The organism is Mesorhizobium sp. M0910 (assembly GCF_040319465.1).
GTDB lineage: Bacteria > Pseudomonadota > Alphaproteobacteria > Rhizobiales > Rhizobiaceae > Mesorhizobium.
Genome location: NZ_JAMYNZ010000045.1, coordinates 1 through 1,227, shown reverse-complemented (window position 1 = coordinate 1,227; position 1,227 = coordinate 1). Strand labels below are relative to the sequence as shown.

Sequence of the window (1,227 nt, the reverse complement as noted above, 5' to 3'; positions counted from 1 at the left end):
TGTTTGGACCGGGGACATCGCGAACAGGTGTGCGAGGACATCGCGAACAGTTTGGCGCGCTTTGCGCTGGGGGGTTCGGGATGCCATTCGAGGACACGAGCGCGATGAAACAGAAGCTGGAGTTTGTGCGGCTGGCTACGGCCGAGGGGGCGAATGTGAGCGCCTTGTGCCGACGCTTTGGGATTGGTCGAACATGCGCTTACAAGTTGCTGGCGCGATGGCAGGCGTTTGGCGCGGCCGGGCTTTTGGAGGGGTCGCGCCGGCCGCAGTCGAGCCCGACGCGCAGCACGCCCGCGATCGAGGCGGCAGCGCTTTCGGTGCGCACAACGCATCCGGCCTGGGGCGGGCGCAAGATCGCCCGGGTTCTGGCGCGCCAGGGGTTTGGCCATCCGGCTGCCTCGACGGTGACCGGCATCCTGCGCCGCAACGGCGTCGAACTGGGCGCACTGGGCGGCGGCGCCAAAGCGTTCATCCGCTTCGAGCACGCCGCGCCCAACGACCTGTGGCAGATGGACTTCAAGGGCCATGTGCCGTTGCGCGCCGGGCGGCTGCATCCGCTGACCGTGCTCGACGATCATTCGCGGTTCTCGCTGGTGCTGGAAGCTTGCCCCGACCAGACCACCGAAACTGTCAAAACCCGCCTGATTACGGCCTTCCGGCGCTATGGCCTGCCGTGGCGCATCGCCACCGACAACGGCCCGCCCTGGGGCGACGGCGGCCGCAACAACTTCACCATGCTCGGCGTCTGGCTGATCGAGAACGGCATGTCGGTCAGCCATTCCAGACCCTGCCATCCACAGACGCTGGGCAAGGAGGAGCGGTTCCACCGTACGCTCAAGGCCGAGGCGCTGCAGGGCCCGCCCTTCGACAGCCTGCAGGCGGCACAGTGCGCTTTCGACGCATGGCGCCACATCTACAACACCGAGCGGCCGCACCAGGCCATTGCCGACGCTGTGCCGCTCGAGCGCTATCGTGCCTCGACGCGCGACTTCGCCGATGCCGTCCAGCCGTTCGAATACGCGCCCGGCGACCAGGTCCGCAAAATCCAGCAGAAGGGCACAACCTCGTTGTTCGGGCATGCCGTCAAGATCTGCAAGGCTTTTGCCGGCAAAGCCGTCGCCTTCCGCCCAACCGAAACCGATGGCGTCTTCGATGCCTACTTCCGCCACCAGAAAATCCAGACCATCGACCTCAATGCAAGCCAACGATAGGATGGCAAACTGTTCG

Annotated in this window: 1 protein-coding gene; it reads left to right on the top strand. The window is 65.8% G+C overall.

Annotated elements, in window-relative coordinates; genetic code table 11:
- The first annotated feature begins 80 nt into the window (after positions 1 to 80).
- On the top strand, positions 81 to 1,211 hold the full coding sequence (locus tag NKH78_RS32495) for an IS481 family transposase (RefSeq protein ID WP_352509997.1): 1,131 nt from the start codon (positions 81 to 83) through the stop codon (positions 1,209 to 1,211).
- Positions 1,212 to 1,227: the final 16 nt, after the last annotated feature.

Coding starts and splice junctions, on each gene's coding strand:
- NKH78_RS32495 (WP_352509997.1), top strand. CDS start 81: ATGCCATTCGAGGACACGAGCGCGATGAAACAGAAGCTGGAGTTTGTG.